Here is a 17,922-nt window from a genome sequence, read left to right as displayed (position 1 = left end):
CGAGGGCTGAAACAGCGATGAATTCCATGTGATTCAGCGTCGTCCCGGAACCCGTGAGCAATGTGGGCGTTGCCTGTGAGCTTCCTGGGAACTCAGACTTTCGGGCTGTAGTGCTGGGGGTCGTCGCGCCGGTCGACCGGGGGAAGATTGCGCCGGGGCGTGTGGACGAGCGGTGCGTGCGCGGGGGCGCGTCCGGTCTCGCGGTCCCAGCCGGCGCGGGCGCGCGGGTGATAGCGGTACCGCCAGGGGACGAGGCGGAAGGCAGCGTTCACGGCGCGGCCGACGAGAGTGTGCAGGCGCTCGTCGCGGGTGGTCCAGCGGTAGCCGAGGAGGTCGCGGACCGGTGGGTCGTACATGCCGACCGTCAGCCACACGAAGCCCCTCGCCACCGGGATGCGGAGGATCGTCCAGACCGGGGCGGGCAGCCACGACAGGAACGGGGGAGCGCCGAGTCCGGACAGGTCGAGGACGTCGCGGGTGGCCTTGTTGTCCTCGAGGACGTTGCGGCACATGTGATCCCAGTACTCACAGAACGCTTCCCAGGTTTCCGGGACGGGGCGCATGCTCATCCCGTACAGGCGGTACCACTGAATGTGCTCGGTGAAGAGGCGGCGCTTCTGGTCTTCGGTGAGGCCACCCATGAAGTTGTCGCCGGTGAGGATGGTGCCCATGAAGAACGTGGCGTGCGCCCAGTAGAACGTGTCGGGGTCGAGGGCGTGGTACCTGCGGCCGTGTTTGTCGATCCCCTTGATGTCGTCGTGGTATCCCCGGACCTGTTCGGCGGTCCGCTGAGCGCGGTCGCCGTCGAAGACGACGCCGCCGATCGGGTACAGCGACCGGTAGAGCCGCTCCCATCGCTCGTCGAAGAAGCGGGAGTGTTCCTCGACTCCGGCGCCGAGACCGGGGTGCATGTTCTGCATCGACCCGGCCCACACGCCCTGCAGCATTCCGCGCCAGTCGCCGAAATACTTCCAGGTCAGCGAATCGGGGCCGAGGGGGACGGGGTCGGAGGCCGGGACGGGCGTACCGTCCGAGTTCAAGTGACTACGCACGTTGTCAGACTAGGATCTGACAACACGCGTAGTCAAGGATTGGGGCGAGAAGAGTGACGCTGGAGGACCGGCGGGAAGCACGGCGGAAGTCGCTGCTGCGGGCGGGCGTCGCACTGCTCGGTGCGGCGGACGGGCCCGCCGTGAACGTGCGCGCCGTCTGCCGCGCGGCATCGCTGACCGAACGGTACTTCTACGAGTCGTTCCGGGACCGGGACGAATTCGTGCGCGCCGTCTACACCGCGGTGGGAGACGAGGCGCGGGCCGCTCTCGTGGCGGCGGTGGCGTCCACCGAGACGGCACGGGAGCGCGCCGAGGCGGCCGTGGACGCATTCGTGAAGCTGATGGTCGACGATCCCGCCATGGGCCGCGTCCTGCTGCTGGCGCCCCTGTCCGAACCCGCGCTGAGCAGGCGGGGCATCGACCTCATGCCCGGCTTCGTCGGACTCGTGCACGACCAGCTCTCCGCCGTCGACGACGAGGTGGAGAAGCAACTCGTCGCCGTCGGGGTGGTCGGCGCCCTCACGACGCTGTTCATCGGATATCTCGACGGAACTGTTGCCGCGTCGCGCGAGCAATTCGTCGCGCATTGCGTCACTCTGGTGGTGCAGGCAAACAAGGCCGGCCACGAGTGAGGTGCGCATGCCGTTCCAGGTGTCCGTGGACGATCCGACTCGCCCGCAACCCGAGCTCCGGGTACTCGACCGCAAGTTCTTCCAACTCGTCGGTGAGTTCGTCTACGTCCACGGAGACACGGTGGTGACGGTGCCCGGCTGCGCCCCGATGCCGTGCCTGCTCCGCACGGATCTCGCCTCGATCCCGGCGCCGCTGCAGGGTCTGCTCACCCCGTACGGCCGGCAACTGCTTCCCGCGATCATGCACGACGACCTCTGCAAACGTGCGAGCGCGCTGGGGCCGGAGGGAAACACGCTGCGACGCCACGCGGACGAACTGTTCCGGCTCGGCCTGCTCGACGAGGGCGTCGGACCGTTCCGCAGCCGCATCTTCTGGGTCGGCGTCGAGGTCGGCCGGTTCTGGACGTTTACCGACGCCGTCCGGTTCCTGCTGATCACGCACCAGGTGCTCGGGATGCTGTGCTGGGTGGTGGGCGTGCCGTGGGCCGTGGCGACCTCGCACTTCGGCCTGGCCGCCCTCCTGCTCGTGCTGCCGGTCCTACTGTCGCTGTTGTGGCGCAGAGATTTTCCCGTCGCCCTGCTCGGGTGCATCCTGCTGCCTCTGATCGCGCCGACGTATCTGCTGACGATCGGCACCGCCGCGGTGCTGTGGGTGCCGGACGGTGCCGCCTGGTTGCTCGGCCGCAGGCGCACGCGCCGACCTCCGCCGCTCGGACCGCCGACGACGGTCCTGCGCTAATCCGCTCTTGGCGGTTGGCAGTACGTGCAGAAGAAGATCTCCTGGCGGCCGAGGTCGTGGCCTTCGATCACCGTCCCGCAGCGGCGGCACCGTTGTCCGGCCCGCCCGTACACCCACGGCCGGCGACGGATCGAGTTGTTCTTGTCGGCGTGAATCATGCGATGCGCGAGCGTGACCATGGCGGGCAGGTCGGTCACCTCGGACGCCGGAGTGTACGGGTGGACGCCGCGGAGGAAGCAGACTTCGTTGCGGTACACGTTGCCGAGGCCGGCCAGATTGCGTTGATCGGTGAGGGCGAGACCGATGGGCTGCTCGCCGGCCGCCCGCAGATTTTCGATCGCTGTGCCGGCATCCCAGTCCGGGCCCAGCAGATCGGGTCCGAGGTGGCCGACCGCGGACTCCTCGTCGTCACGCCGGAGGATCTCGGTGATGCCCAGCGAGAATCCGACCGCCACCCGGTCTTCGGTGGCCAGCACGATGCGCGCCTGGTGCGCCGGACGCCGCCACCTCGAGTCCGGCGCGTAGATGTGCCACGCACCCTCCATCTTCAGGTGCGTGTGGATGGAGTGGTCGCCGACCCGGATGAGGAGGTGCTTTCCCCGGCTGACCACCTCGTCGACCACCTCACCGGACAGGTCGACGGTGGCGTACCGGGGCACCCGCACGTCGCACCGGGTCAGGACCTTGCCTTCGAGGGCGTCGCGCAGCGAGTTGGCTGTGCGCCAGACGGTGTCGCCTTCGGGCATGTCAGGCTCGCAACCGGAATCCGCGTGGAGTGGGCGAGAACCCGGCCTCGGTCAGGATCGGTGCGAAGTCGCTGCCGTGGATGGTGTCGCCGTCCACCTTCTCGACCACGATCCTGTCGATCCCACCTCGCTTGACAACTCCGGCGAGCGTGACGGCCGCGGTGCGGAGCACACCCGGGTCGTCGGTGAACGTGAGGACGGTGCGGCCGCCGCGTTCGACGAACAGGATCAGTTCGCCCTCCACCAGCACCACCAGTCCGCCGGCCTTGCGTCCCGGCCGGTGCGCGGGCGCGTCGTCACCGCGTCGCGGCCAGGGCAGGGCCGCACCGTACGGGTTGGCGGGATCGCTGGCGGCGAGCGTCACGGCGGGCAGCGTGGTGTGCCTGCCCTCGAGCGAATCGCCGTAGCTCCGGAGCCGGTCCACCACGGGGGGAGTGGAGAACTGGGCACCGCCGAGCGACTCGACGAAATGTCCCCGCCGGCAGCGGCCGTTGTCCTCGAATGTGCCCAGCACCTTGTACATCAGTGCGAAGCCGCCGGGAACGTTCTCGGTCATCACGGACCCGCGGGTCACCACCCCGTACCGCTCCAGCAGCAGTTCGGCGGTGGCGCTGGCCCGCAGCGTGGCATCGGATTCGGCGGCGGGCAGAATCGACCACCGTCCCCCGACCGTGGGCGGCGCCGTGCGCACCGGCACCGTCAGACTGCGATACGCCCGGGCGCGCGGGGGACGTCGCGGCGACCGGTGGCTCGTGGTGGTTCTGGACGTGTCCGACAGCAGGGCACGTACCGGGGCGAGGGTGTCGTTGCCGATGTGACCCAGCCACACCAGATCCCACAACGCGGTGGCCAGCGCGGTGTCGTCGGACATCTCGAGGGTGTCCGCGAGTTGCCGGAAGAAGTACGCCCCGCCGCCGGACAGCGTGTTGAGCACCCGGCTCTGCACGTCGGTCAGGTCCGACTCTGTGGGCGCGGTCAGTGTGAGCGGTGCGGTGTCGGCGGGGTGAAGGCACACCCACCCGTCCTTGCCGGAGATGCTGCCCGCGCCCGACCACAGCACCTCACCGGTGGACGTGAGTTCGTCGAGCATGGCGGGGGAGTAGTCGGCGACCCGGGACGGCAGGATCAGTGACTCGAGTGCCGACGCGGGAACGGGAACACCGGCAAGCTGTTCCACGACGGTCGCGACGCCGTCGATACCGCGCAGCGTGCCCCCGACGTGCTGCCACGCCGGGAGGAAGCGGCCGAGCGTCGCCGTGCTGACCGGTTCGACCTCCTGACGCGCCGCGGCCAGCGAGCGTCTGCGCAGGCGGCGCAGGACCTCGGAATCGCACCACTCGCTGCCCGTCGCCCCGGGGCGGAACTCGCCTTCGACCACCCGCTTGCCCTGCGCGAGCCGCTGCAGGACGTCGCGGGCCACTGCCGAACCGAGACCGAAACGGGCCGCGGCGTCGGTGATCGTGAACGGGCCGTGGGTGCGGGCGTACCGGCTGATCAGATCGGCCAGCGGATCGTCGACGGGTTCGATGAACGCGGCGGGAACACCGATGGGCAGCGGCACGCCGAGCCCGTCGCGCAGGCGTGCCGCATCCTCGATGGCCGTCCACCACTCGTGACCGGCGAACGACACGCCGAGCGCCCGCTTCGCGCGCACGAGTTCGTCGAGCCAGGGGGCGGGATCGTCGGTCGACCGTGCGGCGACCTCCTCGGAGGTGAGCGGCCCCAGCAGCCGCAGGAGGTCGGCGACGCCCTCGAGGTCCTTCGCCTTGCGGTCGGGGAGCAGTCGCTGGAGTTCGAGTTCGGCGCGGGCGATGACGTCGGCGTCGAGCAGTTCCCGCAGTTCCACTCGCCCGAGCAGTTCCGCCAGCAGGGTCGAGTCCAGGGACAGGGCCGCGGCCCGGCGTTCGGCGAGCGGGCTGTCGCCCTCATACATGAACTCGCCGACGTAGTTGAACAGCAGTGCCCCGGCGAACGGTGACGGCGACTGCGTCTCCACCTCGACGATGCGGATCTGCCGTCGTGCGAGCCTGCGCAGCAGGTCTTTCAGCGCCGGCAGGTCGTACACGTCCTGCAGACACTCGCGGACGGTCTCGAGCAGAACCGGGAACGTCGGATACCGGCGGGCCACGTCGAGCAACTGGGCGGACCGCTGCCGCTGCTGCCACAGCGGTGCGCGCTTCCCCGGGGTTCGGCGGGGCAGCAGCAGCGCCCGGGCGGCGCACTCCCGGAACCTGGACGCGAACAGCGCCGATCCGCCGACCTGTTCGGTGACGATGTCCTCGATCTCGTCGGTGTCGAAGACGAAGAGGTCGGCGCCGGGCGGCGTGTCCTCGGTGTCGGGGAGGCGCACGATGATGCCGTCGTCGGATGCCGTCGCGTTCGAGTCGAGGCCGTAACGCTCACTCAGCCGGGCACTGACCGCCAGCGCCCACGGCGCATGCACGCGTTGGCCGTACGGCGAATGCAGAATGAGGCGCCAGTCGCCGAGTTCGTCCCGGAACCGTTCGACCACCAGCGTGCGGTCGGTGGGGACCTGCCCGGTGGCCGCCTTCTGCTCGGTGACGAGTTGAACAAGATTGTTCGTGGCATTCTCGTCGAGCCCACCGGTCCGGCAGCGCTCCTGCACCTCGGTCTCGTGCCCGAGCGAGATCTCCCGCAGGAACTGCCCCAGAGCCTCGCCCAGTTCCGCAGGCCTGCCCAGACCGTCGCCGTGCCAGAACGGCAGCCGCCCCGGCTGGCCGTACGCGGGGCTGACCAGCACCCGGTCGAAGGTGATCTCCTCGATCCGCCAGCTGGTGGCCCCGAGCGCGAAGACGTCACCGACCCGCGACTCGTACACCATCTCCTCGTCGAGTTCGCCGACGCGGGACGCCTTCTCACCGACCATGTAGACCGTGAACAGACCGCGGTCCGGGATGGCGCCGCCCGAGGTGACCGCCAGCCGCTGCGCGCCGGGGCGTCCGGTGAGCGTGTTCGCCTCGCGGTCCCAGACGAGGCGGGGCCGGAGTTCGGCGAACTCGTCGGACGGGTAGAGGCCCGCGAGAAGGTCGAGGGTGGACTCGTACGCCGAGCGCGGCAGCGTCGCGAAGGAACCACTGCGCCGAACCGTCTCGAACCAGTCGTCTACGTCGAGCGGTTCGAGGGCGGTGGCCGCCACCGTGTGCTGGGCGAGGATGTCGAGGGGGTTGGCGGGGACTGCGAGTGCCTCGATCTTGCCGGTGACCATCCGCTCGACGGTGACGGCGCAGTGCACGAGATCGGTGCGGTGCTTCGGGAACACCACACCCCGGGAAATCTCGCCGACCTGGTGTCCGGCGCGGCCGACGCGCTGCAGACCGTTCGCCACGGACGGGGGCGCCTCCACCTGGATCACCAGATCGACGGCACCCATGTCGATCCCGAGTTCGAGGCTGCTCGTCGCGACCACGCACCGCAGCCGCCCCGACTTCAGGTCGTCCTCGATCAGGGCCCGCTGGTCTTTGCTGACCGACCCGTGGTGGGCGCGGGCGAGCAGCGGGTCCGCACCGAAGTTGACCTCCGACGGGGTGCCGATCTGCGAGGCCGGTTTCGGGTTCTTGTCGACCACCGTCCCGGCGCGTTCGGCGTAGATCTCGTTGAGCCGCGCCGTCAGGCGCTCGGCCAACCGCCGCGAGTTCGCGAACACGATGGACGAGCGGTGCGCCAGGACGAGATCGACGATCTGCTCCTCGACGTGCGGCCAGATCGACCCCGCCTGCGGGGTCGATGACGCCGAACCCTCGGCGGGCTCGGCGAGACCGAGTTCGGTCATGTCCTCCACCGGAACCTGCACGGTGAGATCGAACGTCTTCGGCGACGGCGGTGCCACGATCCGGATCGGCGCCGAACCGGACAGGAACCGGCCCACCTCCTCGTGCGGCCGCACCGTCGCCGACAGGCCGATGCGCTGCGCCGGGGTGTCGAGAAGCCGGTCGAGGCGCTCGAGCGACAACGCCAGGTGCGCGCCCCGCTTGGTGCCGGCCACCGCGTGCACCTCGTCCACGATGACCGTGTCGACCTGCGTCAGCGTCTCGCGCGCAGCGGACGTCAGCATGAGGAACAGGGACTCGGGGGTTGTGATGAGGATGTCGGGCGGATTCTTGATCAGCGCGCGCCGATCGCCGGCCGGTGTGTCGCCGGAGCGGACACCCACCGAGATCTCCGGCGGCGTGAGCCCGAGCCGCTTGGCCGTCTGCGTGATCCCGACGAGCGGGGCGCGCAGGTTGCGTTCGACGTCGACACCGAGCGCCTTGAGCGGGGAGATGTAGAGGACCTTGGTCTTGCGGTCCTTCCCGTCCGTGGCGGCGAGTTGATCGAGCGACCACAGGAACGCGGACAGCGTCTTGCCCGAACCGGTCGGTGCGACGACCAGCGTGTGCGCTCGGCTGGCGATCGACTCCCACGCACCGAGCTGCGCGGCCGTCGGCGCGGGAAACGCACCGTCGAACCACTCGCGGGTGGCAGCGGAGAACCTGCCCAGGACGTCAGTCACCGTTCCATAGTGCACCGGGGGTCCGACAGGCGGCGGGGACATGGTGTGCGGTCTCCAGATTTCGCCCGTCCGGGGGCGATCGGCACGAGCGTCGAGCTCCCACCTCGACGCTCGGTGGTGAGGTACCACGCGGAGAAACTGTTCGCGCGGAAACACGGCCGCTCTCGTCGAAGTGTCCGTGGAATCGATGGACTAATTCGGATGCGAATTCGGAATCCACGACTTCAGCGATCTCCGTGGGAGTCGCCGTACCCGCTTGCAAGCAGATGACCGCGGACCCCCGCGCATGTGCCTGGTCGAGCTTGGCGATCCGCCGTGTGCGCATAGATCGGCGAACTTGTCGGTGGGGCGCAGTATGATTCGAACATGGGTTCGACCGGGGGGTTGGCGGCGCATCAGGTGACGGAACACCTGACTGCGTTGGCTGCTGCCGTCACGGGACTGCTCGACGCCGATCTCACGGGTGTGTCGGATTCCGACGTGATGCTGACGATGCAGCAACTCGAGAAGTCCCTCCGCCGCGCAGGCGCGGTCTCGCAGCGGCTGATCGTCGAGAGTGTCGAACGCTCGCTGCCCGCGACGCTCGGCTACAACTCACCGAACAAACTCCTGATCGACGTGCTGCGCGTGTCGTCGGCGGACGCGTCGGCCCGGGTGTCGGCTGCCCGCAACCTCGGCACCTGGCACACACTGTCGGGCGACGACCTGCCGGCGGCACTGCCGGAAACGGCCGCCGCGCAACGCGACGGTGCCATCGGCCACGATCACGCCCGGGTGGTCTCGAAGATCATGCGCAAAATCCCGCACGCCGTGTCGAATGCGGACGTCGCCGCAGCCGAAGCGATCCTGGCCGAATGCGCGCGTGGCGGCACCCCGGAGGACGTCGAGAGTGCGGGTCACCGACTGCTCGCCTACCTCGATCCCGACGGTCGTCTCACGGACGATCGCGATCGGGCTCGCCGACGCGGCATCTCACTCGGTCGTCAGGACGCCGAACTGATGTCGAAGATCTCCGGTGAACTCGACCCCACCGCGCGCGCCCTCCTCGACCCGATCCTCGCGAAATGGGCCCGCCCCGGCATGAACAACCCGGACGACCCCGAGTCGCCACGCGGCGACGCCGAGGATCCGTCGATCGACCGTGACGCGTTGGTCGCGGCGGCTGCGCGGGACACGCGCACCGCGGCGCAACGCAACCACGACGCCCTCGGTGCGATATTCCGGGTCGTGCTCGAATCTCAGATCCTGGGTCGGCACCGCGGTCTGCCCGTCACCGCGATCATCACCATGACGCTCGCCCAACTCGAGAAAGCGGCGGGCGGTGTGGCGACCACGGCCACCGGAGGTCTCCTTCCCCTCGACGACGCGTTGAAACTCGCGGAGAACGCGCACCCAGTGCTCGTCCTGTTCGACCACGATGGCAGGCCCCTGCATCTCGGACGGCTCCGACGCGTGGCGAGCGCGGACCAACGGCTAGCTCTCATCGCCGCCGAAGGTGGGTGCACACGTGCGGGCTGCGCGGCCCCGGCCAGTATCTGCGCGGTCCACCACGTGCAGGAGTGGCGCAACGGTGGACGCACCGACATCGACTCGCTGACGCTCGTGTGCGATGCCTGCCATGCTCGGGTGCACGACGGTCATGCAGGTTGGGCGACCACCAACGCGCCACCCGGTGATGTGTACGCGGGACGCACCGAATACCGCACATCGACCCGGACAGAAAACCGCGAATCAATCACCGGCGCCACGCCGGTGAGCTGATCGACCGTGCCCGCCGGAGGCTCCGCGACCGGATGCGCGCCGAGGACCGAGTGCCGTAGCCGAGGCCTGTGTTCACACCGTCGCGAGATCCGCGGCGGGTACTGCCGGAGCGAACGACGGCGACGGCACCTCGACGGTCGACGACTCGTGCTCGGCGAACACCACGTACGCGCCGACAGCGAGTAGCGCCAGCACAACTGCGCGGATCATCCTGAACACGTTGTCTCGCTTCGGTCGAAGGGCGGTGCGTCACGGGTGGAGCCGTCAGACACGAGGCGACGACACCGACAGGTACGCACGCGAACTCGACGCTCGTGCACCAGGATCCCGCCGAGAACCGTCAGAGCGGAGCGAGCCGGGCCCGGAGCAGGCAGAATTCGTTGCCTTCGGGATCGGCGAGGACGTGCCAGGGCTCGTCCCCGGTCTGGCCGATGTCGGCCGGGCGTGCGCCGAGTTTCAGGAGGCGTTCGAGTTCGGCGTCCTGTTCGCGGTCGGTGGCGTTGACGTCGATGTGCAGCCGCGGTTTCCCGGGTTCCGGTGCGTCTCGGCGGCTGAGGATGATCGTCGGTTGCGGGCCGCCGAACCCTTCGCGGGGCCCGATCTCGATGCTTCCGTCGCCCTCGCGGTCGAGCACCACGAAGTCCAGGACCTCGCACCAGAACCGGGCCAGCGCCTCGGGGTCGCGGCAACCGAGCACGAGTTCACTGATGCGGCATGCCATGGACGAAACCTACTTTCAACGTGGGAGTTGACGGGATGCACGAAGCCGCGAGCTAGTCGCGGCCCAGGCGGTGCAGCAACGCGGACTTGATCGCCGGACGTCCCGCTGCGACGAGGGCGAAGGTGGCTTCACGCATCAGTCGTTCCGCCGTGTTTCCCGCGAGCAGTGCGGAACTGCCCTTCGCGGTGACGAGGGCGGCGGCGGTGCGGATGGCGAGTTCCGAAGCGCGGGCCCGCGCTTCGGCGATCTCGGCCCGGCCTTCGAGTGCCGCGTTCAGGTCGAGACGTGCCCGGGCGGCCTGCTCCTCGAACGGGTCGGCGTCGACACCGAGGGCTTCCAGTTCGCTGATCGCCCGCCGGGTGATTCCCATCGCCATGCACCCGTTGATCCACGACCCGAACAGCTGGCTCTTCGCGAAGTCCTCGGGGGAAACGACGGCGCTCACCAGATCCCGCGGCACGGCGAGCCCGTCGAATTTCAGCCGGACCGTGTTCGACCCGCGGGCCGCTATGAGCGGGAGTTCCTCGGCGGTGAGTCCGCGCAGCGGTTGTGCGGGAATGATGACGTGCACGATGGAGTCGTCGAATTCGTCGCGTGCCGACACCTGGAGCAGATCGACGATGCCCCAGCCGGTGACGAAAGGCGACACCCCGTCCAGCACGTAGCCGTCGTCGACGCTGCGTGCCCACAGGGTGGGCGGGACGGGAATCGCTCCGGCCAGAGCGACGCCGGCCCGCACCGTGCCGTCGACGAGTCCGTCGAGGTACCGATCCTGCAGGGTGGTGTTCGGCGAACCGGCGAGACCGGCGACGACTCCGTGGTGCTGCATCCACGTGAACGCCGTCGCGAGGCAGCCGCCGCACAACGTCTCCATCACGTCGACCAGTACCGACGGCGTCACTCCCTCTTCGCCGGGTGCCGCGAGTCCGTAGAAGCCGTCGGCGGCGAGAGTCTCGAAGTGACTGTCGGGAATCTCGCCGTCGGCATCGACGCTGTCGGCCACCGGGAACAGCACGTTCTCGGCGATCTCACGCGCCATCTCGGTCCAGTTGCTCACGCCCCGAGACTAGCGGGTCGGCGCCGCCGATCAGGTGAACTCCACCCCCTGCGCGAGCGGGAGTCGATCGGAGTAGTTGACGGTGTTCGTCGCACGGCGCATGTAGGCCTTCCACGCGTCGGATCCGGACTCGCGTCCGCCGCCCGTCTCTTTCTCCCCGCCGAACGCCCCGCCGATCTCGGCCCCCGACGTGCCGATGTTGACGTTCGCGATGCCGCAGTCGGAACCGTCTGCCGCCAGGAACCTCTCGGCCTCGCGTTGATCGGTGGTGAAGATCGACGACGAAAGGCCCTGGGGCACTTCGTTGTGCAACGCGATCGCCTGGTCGAAGTCTTCGTAGGTGAGCACGTAGAGGATCGGTGCGAACGTCTCCTCCCGCACCACCGACGTCTGCGCGGGCATCCGGACGAGGGCGGGCGAGACGTAATAGGCGGAGTCGCTGTGACCGCTGCGTTCGCCGCCGCAGACGACGGTCCCGCCGTCGGCGCGGGCCTTGTCCAACGCGGTCTGCATCGCCTCGAACGCGGATCGGTTCACCAGCGGGCCGACGAGGACGCCGTCGTCGAAGGGATTCCCGACCTTCAACTGGCCGTACGCGGAAGCGATGCGCTCCACGAGTTCGTCGGCGACGGACGAGTGCACGATCAACCGTCGCAGGGACGTGCAGCGTTGTCCCGCGGTGCCCGCGGCGGAGAACACGACGCCCCGCACGGTTAGGTCGAGATCGGCGGACGGTGCCACCACTGCCGCGTTGTTGCCGCCCAGTTCGAGCAGGCACTTGCCGAAGCGCGCGGCGACGCGAGGCCCCACGGCGCGCCCCATCCGCACCGAACCGGTGGCGCTGAGCAACGCGACCCGTGCGTCGTCGACGAGTCGTTCGCCGACGTCCCCCGCACCCTGAATCAGGGCGTGGATGCCGGCGGGTGTACCGACGTCGCGGGCGGCGCGCGCGAGCAGGGCATCGCAGGCGATCGCCGTCAGCGGCGTCCGGTCCGACGGCTTCCACACCACCGTGTCACCGCAGACCAGCGCGACCGCGGTGTTCCACGACCACACGGCCACCGGGAAGTTGAACGCCGAGATCACCCCGACGACTCCCAGCGGATGCCACGTCTCCATCAGTCGATGTCCCGGACGTTCCGACGCCATCGTCCGGCCGTACAACTGGCGGGACAGACCGACCGCGAATTCGCAGATGTCGATCATCTCCTGCACTTCGCCCTGCGCCTCGGATGGAATCTTGCCTGCCTCGAGCGTGACCAGTTCCGCCAGATCGGCCTTGTGTTCCGTCAGAAGCTGACCCAGACGGCGCACGACAGCTCCGCGCTGGGGGGCGGGGACGGAACGCCATTCGAGGAAGGCGTCGTGGGCCGCGGTGATCGCCCGGTCCACGTCCTCCGCGCTGCTCGCCGTCACCGTGCGCAGTTCGGTCCCGGTGATCGGTGTGCGCGCGACGAGCGGTCCACCGCCGTCGGTGATCTCGGCGCCGCACCTGATCAGTGCTTCCTCGGCGCGTCGGCACAACTCCTCGGGGGCGGGAAGGTTCACGATGCTGTCCTCTCTCGGGAATGGTCCTGCTGCTGTCGGTAGAGCGTGAACGGGTCGTGCACGGCCCGGCCGAGCGTCTCGGAGAGCCACGGTAGGTGGTCGGGGCCGGAGTCGACCGGCATCGGCGGGAAGTCCTCGTAGAGGATCGGCTCCGCGACGTGGCCGTCGCCGGTGCGGCGGTGGGTGAAGTACGCCAGTCCACCGGTCTCCAGTTCCGCTTCCGTCTGCGGGCACTCGTCCGCCCCGTGGGTGGCGTACAGCGCCCGTCCCTCGGGTGTCAGTGCGATGCCGCGTGATTCCGCCACGAGGACGCCGCCCGGTGTGCCGGCGGCGCCGAACGACACCCGCCGCACGAGTACGTCCGGGTCACCCGCACGAGGACGGTCGGTGCCGTCGATCGTCCTCAGGCCGTGCCGCGCCGACCGACGGCACAGTTCGTCGAGGTCGAAGACCCGTGGTGCGAGGTGCACGACCCGCACGCCCGTGCGCCCACCGAGGTCGGCGGCGACGGGTGCGACGCGTTCGAGCGCGGAGAGCCAGGAACGGTCGGCCGCGGTGTCCGACGGTGCGAAGGCCGTGGCCGCGAGTGCGACGAACCGCTCCGCTGTCGGCGCCGTCAGTCCGCCCTCCTCGGTCGCGAGCGCGGCCAGGTGCAACAGTTCCGTGGGGAATACGGTGCGGGCGGCGAGGACATTCTCGAGGCGGTGCTGCAGATCGGAGTCGAAGAACCGGCGATCGGCGGTGGTGAGCATCGATGCGAGCATCCCGAACGGGTTGCGGGCCAGTTCGATCGGGTCGACGGGGCGGAACACCATCGAGACGACGGGTGCGGGTTCGGGCGCGTCGCGCCGGTCGTAGCAGCCGACGGGGTGCATCCCGAAGCCCGAGAACAGGATGGCGGCCTGACGAAGCTCCGTGGGCCCACCGAGATGGATCGCGCCGTGGCGCTCCACGGTGATCCGGGCGAGGCCACCCCGGCGTTCGGCCTCGGCCGGGTTTCTCGCCGCGAAGTCCGCGTTGACCTCGTCGGCCACCTCGACCAGCGTGACGTAGGCGGGCACCGTCCGGCCGTACGCCGCGCCCAGTGCGCGGGCGAAGCGGGCGCGGAGCTCCCACGTTTCAACCATGATGCACCTCCGCTGGGCTAGCCTGCGCTGGTGGTGGAATCTTTCCGTAGCGACGCACCCCATACTCCTCTCGACGACATCGATCGGGTACTGATGCGGGAGCTGGTGGCCGACGGCCGGGCGACTCTGGCGACTCTCGCCGAGAAGGCCGGGCTGTCGATCTCCGCGGTGCAGTCGAGGGTGCGCAGGCTCGAGGCCCGCAAGGTGATCCGCGGGTACACCGCGAAGATCGATCCGGATGCGCTCGGGCACGGTCTGTCCGCATTCGTCGCGATCACCCCTCTCGATCCGTCGCAGCCCGACGACGCGCCCGCCCGGTTGCGGAACCTCCCCGCGATCGAGGCGTGCCACTCGGTCGCGGGGGAGGAGAGCTACGTGCTGCTGGTGCGCGTCGCCTCGCCGCGGGAGCTGGAACACCTGCTGCAGGAGATCCGCGCCACCGCCAACGTCCATACGCGCAGCACGATCATCTTGCAAACATTTTACGACAAGTAAGCTCTGTGCCGGATATGTTGCCGAATCGTCGTCGATAGACAGGAATTTTGACGTAATCTCTCGGTATGAGCACAGCGATTCGTTTTACCGGAGATGGGGGCGAGCTGCCGGCGAGCCAGGTGCACGACGTGCTGCGCGAGCGCATTCTGGTCGACGGGTTCGACCTGGTACTCGACCTGGACCGCTCACGCGGCACCCATCTCGTCGATCTGCGGGACGGCACCAGCTATCTGGACATGTTCGGATTCTTCGCGTCGTCGGCCCTCGGGATGAATCACCCCGCACTGGCGGACGACGACGCGTTTCGCCGGGAACTGGCGGCCGCGGCGATCAACAAGCCGAGCAACTCCGACATCTACACCGTTCCGATGGCACGGTTCGTCGAGACGTTCGCCCGGGTGCTGGGCGATCCCGCGCTACCACATCTCTTCTTCATCGACGGTGGCGCGCTCGCCGTCGAAAACGCGCTGAAGGTGGCGTTCGACTGGAAGAGCAGGCTCAACGAGAGCCGGGGCCTCGACCCGGCGCTCGGCACGAAGGTGCTCCACCTGACCGAGGCCTTCCACGGGCGCAGCGGATACACCATGTCGCTCACCAACACCGAGCCCGGAAAGGTGGCGCGGTACCCCAAGTTCGACTGGCCGCGCATCGACTCCCCGTATCTCGCGGACGGGCGGGACGTCGAGGAAGCCGAACGGCACGCACTGGATCAGGCGCGGCGAGCGTTCACCGAGAACCCCTCGGACGTGGCCTGTTTCATCGCCGAGCCGATCCAGGGTGAGGGTGGAGACCACCACTTCCGCCCGGAATTCTTCCAGGCGATGGCGGCGCTCTGCCGCGAGAACGACGCCCTCTTCGTGTTCGACGAGGTGCAGACCGGGTGCGGTCTCACCGGCACCGCCTGGGCGTACCAGCAACTGGGGGTGCACCCCGACGTCGTCGCGTTCGGCAAGAAGACCCAGGTCTGCGGAATCATGGCCGGCGGCAGGGTGGACGACATCCCCGACAACGTGTTCGCCGTCAGTTCGCGGATCAACTCGACCTGGGGCGGCAACCTCACCGACATGGTGCGGTCCCGCCGGATCCTCGAGATCGTCGAGGAGGACCGGCTCGTCGACCGGGCCCGCATGACGGGGGCACACCTTCTCGAACGGTTGCGGGAACTCGCGCGGGCGAACGCCGACGTGACCGAGCCGCGGGGGCGTGGCCTGATGTGCGCGATCACGCTTCCCACCCCGCAGCGGCGGGACCGGGTGGTCGCGGATCTCAGGGACCGGGAGCGGGTGCTGATCCTGCCTACCGGCAAGCGCGGGATCAGGTTCCGTCCACCGTTGACGGTGACGACCGCGGAACTCGACGCCGCCGTGGATGCACTGGCCCGGGTGCTGGGCGGTACCGTCGACGCATGACGCCGATTCCGCTCACGTCCGTGCCCAATCTGCGCGACATCGGCGGCTACCGGACCGGGGACGGCGCGAAGGTGCGTACCGGTGTGTTCTACCGTTCGACCGATCTCAGCCGGGTCGCGGACACCGACATGCCGCTGCTCGACGGTCTCGGGATCCGGACGGTGTACGACCTGCGGACCGCGGACGAGCGTGCCGCCGCCCCCGACATACTCCCGAACGGGGCCCGCGCGGTCGCGTTGGACGTGCTCGCCGACAAGGGGATCCGGTCGATCCCCGCGCAGATGCTGCAGGTGATCGCCGACCCGATGATCGCCGAACGCGAACTCGGAGGCGGACGTGCCATCGAATACTTCGAGGGCAGCTACCGCGATTTCGTCGAGATGCCCAGCGCGGTGTCCTCGTACCGGGAACTGTTCGGCGGTCTCGCGTCGAACGGCAACACGCCCGCCCTCGTGCACTGCACCACCGGGAAGGACCGGACGGGATGGGCCACGGCGGCACTGCTGCTGCTCCTCGGCGTCGGCGAGGACGACGTGTTCCACGACTATCTGCTGACCAACGAACTCCTGCTGCCGGCGTTCGCGGGCGTGTTCGAGAAATTCGTCGATGCGGGTGGAGATCCGGCGTTACTCGAACCCGTGCTCGGGGTCCGCGAGCAGTATCTGCAGGTGTCGCTGGCCGCCCTGCGCGAGCAGTACGGAACGATCGAGCGGTACTTCTCCGACGGACTCGGCCTCGACGCCGGAGTTCAGACTCTGCTGCGGGAGCGCATGATCGCGGACTGAGCGGACAACCCGATCGCCACACCCACCATGTCCGCGCAGAGATCCCAGACCGAACCGTGCCTGCCGATCGGCAGCACGCCCTGAAGTATCTCGGTGATCACCCCGAATGCCGCGAGCCAGAGCACCGTGATCCGTGGTGTCAGAAGGGCATACCGGGAGGCGGCTGCCAGCGCCGCGAACAGCAGGGCGTGCACCACCTTGTCGGCATGTTCGGGACCGGACGGCGTCGCGGACGCGGGGGACAGCAACATGACCAGCGCCAGCACCGTGAGGGCCGCCACCGGAATGGAACGCATACTCACCGCTGGACCGTGAACCCCAGTGCGCCCTCCGCAAACCGTTGCACAGCATCCGATCCGCTCGCGAGCGCGTCCTCGTGACCGGCCCGCGCCCAGCCGGTGAGTGTCGCGGTTTCACCGGACGGAGTGAGCCCCACCTCGGCGAGCAGTTCGCCGGTGTTGGGCTGGCAGATCGCCCACGAATAGTGCTCGTCGCTCAGCCACTGCGCCGTGCGGCGGGCAATGTAGCCGGGTTCGGTAATTCCACCGGCCGCGAGCGCAGGACGGTCGTTGACCCGCTCGTCCTCGCGCAGCGCGCGCAGGTACCAGCCGCCTGCGTTGACCTCGATCGGTTCCATGTCAGCGGTCCCGGTGGCGGCGGTCGCGGCGATCGTGCCGGTCGTCGCGGGTGCCGAACAGGATGGCGCCGGCGGCAGGGATCATCAGGAAGAACAGCCAGCTGTTGTCGACGGGGACGACGAAGAACAGCACGAGGGCGACGAGCGGGATCACCGACATCACGATGCGACGCCAGTTCTGGTCGTTGCCGGTGGCCGCTGCCACGGCCTTGGCGGGCGCGGCGGGCGTGGTCGCGGGGAGGTCGGTGAACACTCGATCGAGTTCGCCGCGGGTGGTGGCATTCGTGACCGCGAGACTGCGCTCGTCGAACTCGGGGACCGTCAGACGGCCCGCGGCGAAGTGTTCGCTCAACGAGTTCAGGGCCTGCTCACGTTCGGCTGTGCCGATACGGATCTCGGGAACGTCAGACATGACGTACAGACTACTGTGAGTCCTTCTCGACCCGGGGGCCGAGAAGGACTCACGAGTGGTGCAGGCGCCTACTTGAGCTCGGCGAGGACGGTGCCCTGGGTGATGGCGGAGCCGGGTTCGACGGCGAGGCCGGTGACGGTGCCGGCCTTGTGGGCGTTGACGGGGTTTTCCATCTTCATGGCCTCGAGGACGGCGATGAGGTCGCCCTCGGCGACTTGCTGGCCTTCTTCGACGGCGACCTTGACGACGGTGCCCTGCATGGGGGCGGTGACGGCGTCACCGCCCCCATGC

General features: G+C 68.9%; 18 protein-coding genes. 6 read left to right on the top strand and 12 right to left on the bottom strand.

All coding sequences use genetic code 11. The annotated features are described in order from the left end of the window. Positions 1 to 92 precede the first annotated feature (92 nt). The gene (locus CA951_RS19240; protein WP_087558369.1) at positions 93 to 1,052 is read right to left on the bottom strand and encodes an oxygenase MpaB family protein; all 960 of its coding nucleotides are present in this window, start codon (positions 1,050 to 1,052) and stop codon (positions 93 to 95) included. Positions 1,053 to 1,105: 53 nt separating this feature from the next. Between CA951_RS19240 and CA951_RS19235 the strand changes: the two genes are divergently transcribed. Together CA951_RS19235 and CA951_RS19230 are read left to right on the top strand one after the other, a co-directional pair. Next, positions 1,106 to 1,684 carry a TetR/AcrR family transcriptional regulator gene (locus CA951_RS19235; protein WP_087558368.1) on the top strand — a complete coding sequence of 193 codons (579 nt, stop codon included), beginning with the start codon at positions 1,106 to 1,108 and terminating at the stop codon, positions 1,682 to 1,684. Between the two features lie 7 nt (positions 1,685 to 1,691). Continuing rightward, positions 1,692 to 2,423, top strand: coding sequence for a DUF1353 domain-containing protein (locus CA951_RS19230; protein ID WP_087558548.1), 732 nt, complete (start codon positions 1,692 to 1,694; stop codon positions 2,421 to 2,423). On the opposite strand, the gene CA951_RS19225 is transcribed toward CA951_RS19230, so the two are convergent. Both CA951_RS19225 and CA951_RS19220 read right to left on the bottom strand, forming a co-directional pair. After that, complete coding sequence (locus CA951_RS19225; protein WP_087558367.1) at positions 2,420 to 3,169, bottom strand: DNA-formamidopyrimidine glycosylase family protein; 750 nt, start codon at positions 3,167 to 3,169, stop codon at positions 2,420 to 2,422. The genes CA951_RS19230 and CA951_RS19225 overlap by 4 nt on opposite strands. Before the next feature lies 1 nt (position 3,170). Beyond that, the gene (locus tag CA951_RS19220) at positions 3,171 to 7,679 is read right to left on the bottom strand and encodes an ATP-dependent helicase (protein ID WP_218780508.1); all 4,509 of its coding nucleotides are present in this window, start codon (positions 7,677 to 7,679) and stop codon (positions 3,171 to 3,173) included. A 366-nt stretch (positions 7,680 to 8,045) separates the two neighbouring features. On the opposite strand from CA951_RS19220, the gene CA951_RS19215 reads away from it, so the two are divergent. Further along, complete coding sequence (locus tag CA951_RS19215) at positions 8,046 to 9,440, top strand: HNH endonuclease signature motif containing protein (RefSeq protein WP_087558365.1); 1,395 nt, start codon at positions 8,046 to 8,048, stop codon at positions 9,438 to 9,440. A gap of 72 nt (positions 9,441 to 9,512) precedes the next feature. Here CA951_RS19215 and CA951_RS43470 read toward each other — a convergent pair whose 3' ends face one another. The 5 genes from CA951_RS43470 to CA951_RS19195 form a co-directional block, all read right to left on the bottom strand. Beyond that, entirely contained in the window at positions 9,513 to 9,650 is a 138-nt protein-coding gene (locus CA951_RS43470; protein ID WP_179220244.1) for a hypothetical protein, read from the bottom strand. A 130-nt stretch (positions 9,651 to 9,780) separates the two neighbouring features. After that, on the bottom strand, positions 9,781 to 10,161 hold the full coding sequence (locus CA951_RS19210) for a VOC family protein (RefSeq protein WP_087558364.1): 381 nt from the start codon (positions 10,159 to 10,161) through the stop codon (positions 9,781 to 9,783). 52 nt (positions 10,162 to 10,213) lie between these two features. Continuing rightward, positions 10,214 to 11,218: an acyl-CoA dehydrogenase family protein gene (locus CA951_RS19205; protein ID WP_087558363.1), complete on the bottom strand. Its 1,005-nt coding sequence runs from the start codon at positions 11,216 to 11,218 to the stop codon at positions 10,214 to 10,216. A 30-nt stretch (positions 11,219 to 11,248) separates the two neighbouring features. After that, positions 11,249 to 12,766 carry an aldehyde dehydrogenase family protein gene (locus CA951_RS19200; protein WP_087558362.1) on the bottom strand — a complete coding sequence of 506 codons (1,518 nt, stop codon included), beginning with the start codon at positions 12,764 to 12,766 and terminating at the stop codon, positions 11,249 to 11,251. Continuing rightward, a complete protein-coding gene (locus tag CA951_RS19195) occupies positions 12,763 to 13,893 on the bottom strand; it encodes a 2-oxoadipate dioxygenase/decarboxylase family protein (RefSeq protein ID WP_087558361.1) in 1,131 nt (376 codons plus the stop codon). The genes CA951_RS19200 and CA951_RS19195 overlap by 4 nt, the downstream gene beginning before the upstream one ends. Before the next feature lie 30 nt (positions 13,894 to 13,923). Between CA951_RS19195 and CA951_RS19190 the strand changes: the two genes are divergently transcribed. From CA951_RS19190 to CA951_RS19180, 3 genes are all read left to right on the top strand, one after another. Further along, positions 13,924 to 14,388 (top strand): Lrp/AsnC family transcriptional regulator, encoded by a 465-nt coding sequence (locus CA951_RS19190; RefSeq protein ID WP_087558360.1) that lies wholly within the window; start codon positions 13,924 to 13,926, stop codon positions 14,386 to 14,388. A 65-nt stretch (positions 14,389 to 14,453) separates the two neighbouring features. After that, entirely contained in the window at positions 14,454 to 15,797 is a 1,344-nt protein-coding gene (gene lat / locus CA951_RS19185; RefSeq protein WP_087558359.1) for an L-lysine 6-transaminase, read from the top strand. After that, entirely contained in the window at positions 15,794 to 16,582 is a 789-nt protein-coding gene (locus CA951_RS19180) for a tyrosine-protein phosphatase (protein WP_087558358.1), read from the top strand. Before lat ends, CA951_RS19180 begins: the two co-directional genes overlap by 4 nt. Here the strand turns inward: CA951_RS19180 and CA951_RS19175 are convergent. From CA951_RS19175 to CA951_RS19160, 4 genes are all read right to left on the bottom strand, one after another. Next, the gene (locus tag CA951_RS19175; RefSeq protein ID WP_087558357.1) at positions 16,546 to 16,878 is read right to left on the bottom strand and encodes a VanZ family protein; all 333 of its coding nucleotides are present in this window, start codon (positions 16,876 to 16,878) and stop codon (positions 16,546 to 16,548) included. The genes CA951_RS19180 and CA951_RS19175 overlap by 37 nt on opposite strands. A gap of 2 nt (positions 16,879 to 16,880) precedes the next feature. After that, positions 16,881 to 17,219 carry a hypothetical protein gene (locus tag CA951_RS19170; protein ID WP_087558356.1) on the bottom strand — a complete coding sequence of 113 codons (339 nt, stop codon included), beginning with the start codon at positions 17,217 to 17,219 and terminating at the stop codon, positions 16,881 to 16,883. 1 nt (position 17,220) lies between these two features. After that, positions 17,221 to 17,631 carry a DUF1707 domain-containing protein gene (locus tag CA951_RS19165; RefSeq protein ID WP_087558355.1) on the bottom strand — a complete coding sequence of 137 codons (411 nt, stop codon included), beginning with the start codon at positions 17,629 to 17,631 and terminating at the stop codon, positions 17,221 to 17,223. A 68-nt stretch (positions 17,632 to 17,699) separates the two neighbouring features. Continuing rightward, on the bottom strand, positions 17,700 to 17,922 hold a 223-nt coding region (locus CA951_RS19160), incomplete at its 5' end, for a biotin/lipoyl-containing protein (RefSeq protein WP_143543073.1).

The sequence above is a fragment of the Rhodococcus sp. NCIMB 12038 genome, assembly GCF_002165735.1.
GTDB lineage: Bacteria > Actinomycetota > Actinomycetes > Mycobacteriales > Mycobacteriaceae > Rhodococcus_F.
This window is presented reverse-complemented; position numbering and strand designations above follow the sequence as displayed.